A 6,902-nucleotide genomic window follows, 5' to 3' on the forward strand; every position below is an offset into this window, starting at 1 on the left:
GTAACGTCGGTTGATGTTGACACAGTAGGTGAATCATTCTACCATCAAAACAATGGGGACGAGATCGTGATCCGCGGCTGACGCGGGGCACCGCTCGCCCCTGCGCTCACTCCCCACGCCGCCCGGCACGGCTCTCGCTCCCCCAACGCGGCGATGCTCTCGCATCGCCCACCCGAGGAGAGAGCCATGACGCTCCGCAGAGCCAAGCCGCGCGCCCTCGTCGAACGGACCCAAGCCCTCGCCCACGCACAGCTCGCCGTCCGCCGCGCATGGGCCGGCGGCATCGCTGACCTCCAGGAAGGCTGGGCCGGCGAGTTCAACCCCGAACCCATCACTCTGCATGACCTGAACGGCGAACCGCTGTTCCACGAATTCACGGTGATGGACGGCAGGCGCGAGGTCGGCCGCGTGAAGGCCGCAGCCTCGCGCCTCATAGGCTCCCCCGTCGTCACGATCGAACGCGGCCCACGGTCGTGGGACCCGGCGAAGGCAACGAAGCTCGCGCTCGAGGCCGCCAAGAAGGCCTATCCGCGGCGCGAGGCGAAGGCGATGGAGTTCGTCTGCTACTCCTACCCCAAGGTCGGCGTGCGCGTGGAACTCGCGGGCGAGAAGCCGCTCAGCATCATCGTCGACGTGGCCGATGGCTCCATCGTCCAGAACTTCGGCGCCGATGAGCTGGAGGGGCAGACAGCCTGGTCCTTCCTCGAATCCCGGCCCGAAAGTGCGCTCGACCAGCGCCTCCGCCGCTTCGACGAGGCCGATCGCGAGCTCGAGATGACGAAAAAGGCGACGAAGGAGATGTTCGCCACCGCCTTCACGGCGCGCGACCTCACCGCCGCACGGCAACGCTTCGTGCTGGCGAGTGACTATGCCATCCGGCTCTACTCCTCCCGCGTGCTCACCTACGGCCCGCGCTGCACCCCGCACGCCTGCTTCGCCCTCTACGCCCAGCAGACGAACGTCTACTGCGCGGTCGCCACGGGGCAGATGATCCTCGATTTCTACCGCCGCCCGTTCGAGCAGACGGCCATCGCCGCAGCCATGGGCACCGACAGCGGCGGAACCAGCCAAGCGGGGCAGGATGCCGGCTACGAGAGCCTCAGCAACGGCTGCCTCGATGCCTGGCACGATTTCTCGGCCGACTGGAACGAGGCGAAGGCAGAGATCGACGCGAACCGCCCGCTGAAATCCGGCATCCCCGGCCACGCCCGCGCGGTGGCGGGCTGGAAGCGGCAGAACATCTTCCTGGCGGGATCGACGCCGAAGCGGTGGCTCCAGGTGTACGATCCCTGGCCATGGAACGCCGATCTCTGCGCCGGCGGCGCCGTGTACTGGGAGGATTGGGACGCCGTGACGCACACCAACTGGTGCTTCGTGCGCCACCGCACCGACACGCATTGAGGCCGCGGCGATGATCGCCGCTGACAGGGCGCGCGAGGCGGCGGCGGGTGCACTCGCCGCGCTGGCCGCGGAGGGTGACGCGATGCTGAAGCCCTGGCCGGCCCTGTCGGTCGGCGCGCCGGCGATGGTGGGGGACATCGCCGGCGCGCCCGCCTACTGGCTCGTTCCCCTGGAAGCCGAGGGCCACGTCATCGGCGCGGCGCGCGTCGATGCCACGGGCCGCGTCATGACAATCGGCATCACCTGCCGCACGCCGTCGCGCATCGCCAAGTGTCCCCGAACCGTCACCGGCGTGACGGCGGGCGAGGCTGCGTCCGCCGCCGCCGCCCTGCTGGCGCGCGACGAGACCGCCTCTCCCCCCCGCTTCGTGCATGACGGCCCGCCAGGCCGCGAAGCCTGGCTGGTCACGACGGAGCGGGGCGGCCGCCCGGCGCGGTGGATCACCGTCACCCAGGGTGGCGCCGCCGCGCGACCCGCGGGCGTGAGGGTGGGGGAGGACACGGGGCGCGAGTGACGGCGCGCCTTAAAACTGCCCGCCCGTCTTGAAGCCGCCACCCGACATGCCGCCATCGGACCGTTGCGGCGCCGATCCGCCGCCCCAGTTACCACTGCCACCGCCGCCGCCGCCCCAGGTACCGCCCATTGGCGCGCTTCGGCCCCCGCGCCCCATCTTGTCCCAGAACCCGTCGCGCGAGAGGCCGCCGCGCAGCATCTCGGCCAGCAGCACGGCCAGCATCGGGTTGCCCGATTGCTGCTGCCCGCCCCACGGCCCACCCATCCCGCCGCCCGCACCGCCAACGCCCCAGGGGTTGCGGCGCCCCGCGAGCCCCCCCTGGCGCATGTCGCGCCTGACCTGCTGCAGCTGGTCGAGCCGCGCGCGCGCCGTCTCCGCCTGCGCACGCGCCGCCGCCAGTGCGCGGTCAAGCACGGCACGCTGCTCGGCGGCTTCCTCAAGCCGCGCGACGATCGCATCGTCCTCGCGCGTCGGCGTGCGCATGGCGTGCTCGCGCAGCGCCGTCAGCGGCTGCGCGGCGAAGGCCTTCTCGAGCGCGCGCATCGCCTCGCGCGAGGCCTCGTCATCGCCCCCCGCAAGCGCGGCATGCGCCTGCTCCGCCTCCGTCAGCCTGGCTTGGGCTGCCGCGACGGCCTCGTCCTCGTCCACCAGGTCCTCCGCCGTCTCCGGTGCTGGCGGAAGCCCGGCCAGGCTGCGGCGACGCGCCATGACGGCGAGCTCGGCTGCCTCTGCCTCGGTGGCCATGCGCGCGGCATGGGTGGCGAGATGGCCGGGCAGCGCCGACAACAGTGCGTAGGACCGCCTTGCCGCATCGTATCCCGCCAGCCGCGCCACCCAGCCGTCGATCACCCGCGCGATGTTGCCGCCCGTATAGGCCTGCGTGCCGAAGCCGCGTTCCCAGAGATAGGCGAACAACGCGTCGTCACGGTACGGCTTGCCCTTCTCGGCCAGGTCGCGCGCGGCAAACTCCGCCTTCTGCGCGGCGTGGCGGGCGACGCGCGACGCTGCCTCGGCGGCCGCGACGAGCCGCTGATGCTCGGTGTCGGACGCTGCCTTGGCCTCGCTCGCGGCGAGCGCGGCGTCCTCGCTCTCCTCGATCGCGCGCAGCCGTGCGGCCTCGGCATCGCGCGCGGCTTCCGCGTCGGTCAGCGCCCCACGTGCCGCCGTAACGGCGTCGCGCGCCGCCGCAACTTCGGCCGCCCGCTCGCGCAGCCGCGCGGCGACGCGCGCGCTTGCGACATCCAGCGCGCCGAGCGCCGCATCGGCGCCAGCAAACTCGGTGAGCCTGAGCCGCGCGAGCGCATTCAGCGCATGCGCTTCCTCGCCGCGCAGGGATTCGCGCAAGGTGGCGAGCCGGTCGGCCTCGGCCTGAGCGGCCGAAGCCTCGCGGCTTGCCTCCGCCATGTGCGTGTCGGTCTGCCCGAGGATCGAGAGTCCGCTCAGCATCTCACGGTCACCATGTGAGGATCGCTCCGCCAGGGGTCTCGACCGTCCAGCGCGTCGTGAGCGTGCCGGCCTGCTTCCGCCCGATCACCGGCTGGTCGACGATGCCGTCGGCGAGCTTGTCGCGCCGCACCCGCTCGAACTCCGCTTCCGGCACGCGCTGGCCCCAGCGTGCGGTGCGCGCCGTCGTGCCATCCTCCTCGGACGTGACCGGCACCTGCACCGCGCGGCCCTCGGCGTCGACCGCCTCGACGACAAGGTAGAAGTTCCGCGCGCCAGGGTTCAGCGCCGGCACGCGCCAGACGCCGGAAGGCTCGCCGGGTCGGTTGACGATGCGCACGCTGTAGTCGGCCGCGAGCCTGGCGGCGAGGACGGAGAGCGCCTCGCGCCGCGCCCGCGCCTCGGCCAGGTTGCCGGCCCGTGCCGCAGCCTCGCCCTCGGCCAGCAGCCGCGCGGCATCGGCGCGGGGCGCAGGTTCGGTCGTTCCGGCGAGCACACGGTCATGCTCGGCGCGCAGGGCGCGCGGCAGGCCATCGGCCAGCTCGCGCTCGATCGACGCTGCCTCGCGTTCGCGTGGCGCCACCACGCCGATGTGCCAGACCGATACTGCGACGAGCAGCGCGGCAATGCCGGCCAGCACCGGCTTGCCCCAGCGCCCGCGCGTGACCCAGGCCATCGCGAGCCAGCGCCGTAAGCCCTCGCCGCGGCGTTCGTAAGCGAAACGTTTCTCCTCGAGTGCGGCGATGCCCTGGTCGAGCACATGCTCGGGCACATCGATACCCTGGCTCGTGTAGATCTCCCGCAGGCGCGCGCGCAGCCGCACGGCGCGCTCGTCGCCGCTGAGCTCTCGCGCCACCAGAAGCTCGGCATGGCGGATCGTGTCCACCACGTCCATCGCGAGCATGGTGTCGTCGAGCGCCGGGGCAACGTGTTCGGGCATGGCCGGCTCAGGCGGCGGCTGTTGCGCCGGCGCGCTGGGCCAGTCGCGTCATGCGCTGCTTCGCCTCCTCAACGGAGCGGCGGATCTCCTCGCTGTTGCGCGTCGCCGCGTCGCGCATCTCCTCGATGATCTCGCGCGACCGCTCCTGGTAGTTCACCACGCTGTCGACCAGCTTCTTCACCGCCTCGGCCTGGATGGTTGGGCCATAGCCGGCACGCAGCGCGGCTTCCTGGACCTTCCCGCCCATCTCGGCGAGGGTTTCGAGCGACTGGTTCACGCCCGCCTTCATCCGCTCGAGCGCCTGGGTGCTCTCATGCAGCCCGTGCAGACCGGTGAAGGAGGCCGACAGCGCCGTCAGCACCGCTTCGTTCGTCGAAAAGAACGATACCGATTGCTGATAGACGCGTTTCTTCGCCGTCGTGGTCTGCACCAGGCGCGACATGATCACCTCGGACGTGTTGTAGGAAACGGTGAGGTTGTCGGCGAGATCCTTCGTGATCTGGTAGCGCCCGTCCTCTTCCTGGAGCGCGCGCAGCGCATGGTCGCGCGCAAGTTCCAGGCGGGCACGGTCGGCCGGCTCCTGGCCCGCGGCTGCCTCCGCTGCCACGATCGCCGCCTCGGTCGCTGCCTTTGCCGTGGCGAGGCGGCCCTCGGCGGTCTTGAGCAGTTCGAGCGCCATCACCTCGGCTTCCTTCATCGCGACGCGGAAGTCGAGATAGGCCCCGAGAATGGCGTGCTCGCGGTCGATGTTCTCCTTCGTGTCCTTCGACACGGCGAGATAGGTGTCGCGGATCTTGTCGAAGCGCGTGGCGATGTCGCCGCGCGTGACCTTCTGCCAGATGTTCGACAGACGCTCCATCGTGGAGATCTTCCCGTCCTCGATCTGTGCGACCATGTCGCGCGCATCGTCGCGGATCGAGTTGAACGCCTCGGTGATCTGTTCGTAGCGCTGGCCGACGGCCATGGCCTGGATCTGCTCGCGCACCACTTCGTTGAAGGTGGTGGCCTGGTTCAGCACGCGCGCGATCAGCGCCACGCGGGTTTCGTCGAGTGCCGTGATCTTGGCGAGCAGGCCGGTGATCGGGCTTTCGGCCGAGGAGGCCTGGCTGATCGGCAGGCCGAGGTCGCGCAGCGCGCCAAGCGCCTTGTCGAGATGCGCCACGACCTGTCCGCGAAGAACCGTCTCGGTCATCGTCATCCCCCGTCCTTGTTCTTCCGGCAGAAATACCGTGCCAGGACGGCAAGTGATAGCACACCACGCATTCGGACCATCGCCGTCATGTGCTAGGTTCACCCCTGCGACATTCACAGTCACGCTGTTCAAGGCGTCGGGGGAGTTCATCATGGGTCTTTTCAATTTCGTGAAGGCTGCTGGCCGCCTGCTTGGTATCGGCAAGGACGAGGCGGTGCAGGACGAGAGCAAGCCAGCGCCCCTGCCGCCGGCGGCAGAGGCGATCCGCGCCGAGCTTGACCGGCTGGGCGTTCCGCCTGGCGTGACCGTGACGATGGAGGGAGAGACGGTGAAGCTCTCCGGCGCCGTGGCCGATGCCGAAACGCGCGAGCGCGCGATCCTTGCTGCCGGCAACATCGCGGGCGTGGCCACGGTCGAGGAGACGATCACCGCCGCGGTCGAGGTGCCGGCGCCGGTGTTCCACACGGTCGCCAAGGGCGACACGCTCTGGAAGATCGCCGAGAAGCATCTCGGCTCGGGTGCGAAGTATCCGGTCATCTTCGAGGCGAACAAGCCGATGCTGAAGCACCCGGACAAGATCTATCCCGGCCAGGCGCTGCGGATTCCGCAGGGCTGACGGACGGGCATCCCAGCCGGGGGCGCCCACACCCCCGGTGAGGGGAGCGACACGGGAGCGGACAAAGCGCGGCTGTTTAGGGTATGGTGCAGGAATCGCCCGCAACCTGTTGATCGGCCATGGCACGACCGCAAAGCGCTTCCGGCTCCAGCCCGTCCGCCGCAACCGGCACCCTCAGGCGCCTGCTGCCGCCGGGGCTGGCCGCCTTCATGCGCCGCCGCGCGGCCGAGATCGCGGGGGTCGCCTCCTGCGCGCTCGGCCTCACCCTCCTGGTCGCACTCGCCTCGCACCACCCGGGTGATCCGTCGCTGAACACCGCCGGCACCGTCGGCGCGCGCAACCTCGCGGGGCCGGCGGGTGCGGTGATCTCGGATGCGCTGCTGCAAGGCGTCGGGCTTGCCGCGATCCTCGCGGGCCTTGCCCCGCTCGTCTGGGCCTGGCGCCTCGTCAGCCACCGGCCGCTGGGGCATCCAGTCGCCCGCCTCGCGCTGCTCGCGGCCGGGCTGCCCGCCGCGGCAGCAGCACTGTCGCTGATCGACATCCGCCACGCGGCCCTGCCGGCCGGCCCTGGCGGCGTCATCGGCCCGCTGATCATGGGCGGGGCGCAGGATGTCGCGGGCGGCCTGCTCGGGCCGCTCGGCGTGGCCTTCGTCACGCTGTTCCTCTGCGGCCTCGGCCTGCTGCTGCCCATCGCCGCCTTCGGGTTGACGGCGGGCGAATGGCGCGGCGCTGGCCGCGTGGTCGCCGCCGGCAGCGGTGTCGTCGCTGCGGGTGCGGGCGAAGGCGCGGGCAAGGC

7 protein-coding genes are annotated in these 6,902 nt (G+C 71.1%); 4 read left to right on the top strand and 3 right to left on the bottom strand.

The annotated features are described in order from the left end of the window. Positions 1-186 precede the first annotated feature (186 nt). Both Q0C38_RS21060 and Q0C38_RS21065 read left to right on the top strand, forming a co-directional pair. A complete protein-coding gene (locus Q0C38_RS21060) occupies positions 187-1,401 on the top strand; it encodes a C39 family peptidase (protein WP_291299101.1) in 1,215 nt (404 codons plus the stop codon). A gap of 10 nt (positions 1,402-1,411) precedes the next feature. Beyond that, entirely contained in the window at positions 1,412-1,915 is a 504-nt protein-coding gene (locus tag Q0C38_RS21065) for a hypothetical protein (protein ID WP_291299102.1), read from the top strand. 9 nt (positions 1,916-1,924) lie between these two features. Here the strand turns inward: Q0C38_RS21065 and Q0C38_RS21070 are convergent, their stop codons facing one another. From Q0C38_RS21070 to Q0C38_RS21080, 3 genes are read right to left on the bottom strand one after another with little or no spacing between them, the layout of a single operon-like run. Then, on the bottom strand, positions 1,925-3,361 hold the full coding sequence (locus Q0C38_RS21070; protein ID WP_291299103.1) for a hypothetical protein: 1,437 nt from the start codon (positions 3,359-3,361) through the stop codon (positions 1,925-1,927). Positions 3,362-3,368: 7 nt separating this feature from the next. After that, a complete protein-coding gene (locus Q0C38_RS21075; protein ID WP_291299104.1) occupies positions 3,369-4,298 on the bottom strand; it encodes a DUF6384 family protein in 930 nt (309 codons plus the stop codon). Positions 4,299-4,305: 7 nt separating this feature from the next. Next, positions 4,306-5,490 (bottom strand): hypothetical protein, encoded by a 1,185-nt coding sequence (locus Q0C38_RS21080; protein WP_291299105.1) that lies wholly within the window; start codon positions 5,488-5,490, stop codon positions 4,306-4,308. Positions 5,491-5,641: 151 nt separating this feature from the next. Between Q0C38_RS21080 and lysM the strand changes: the two genes are divergently transcribed. Further along, entirely contained in the window at positions 5,642-6,106 is a 465-nt protein-coding gene (gene lysM / locus Q0C38_RS21085; protein WP_291299106.1) for a peptidoglycan-binding protein LysM, read from the top strand. A 119-nt stretch (positions 6,107-6,225) separates the two neighbouring features. Next, the coding region (locus tag Q0C38_RS21090; RefSeq protein WP_291299107.1) for a DNA translocase FtsK 4TM domain-containing protein at positions 6,226-6,902 on the top strand (677 nt) is incomplete at its 3' end.

It is taken from the genome of Elioraea sp. (assembly GCF_022842375.1).
Lineage (GTDB): Bacteria > Pseudomonadota > Alphaproteobacteria > Acetobacterales > Acetobacteraceae > Elioraea_A.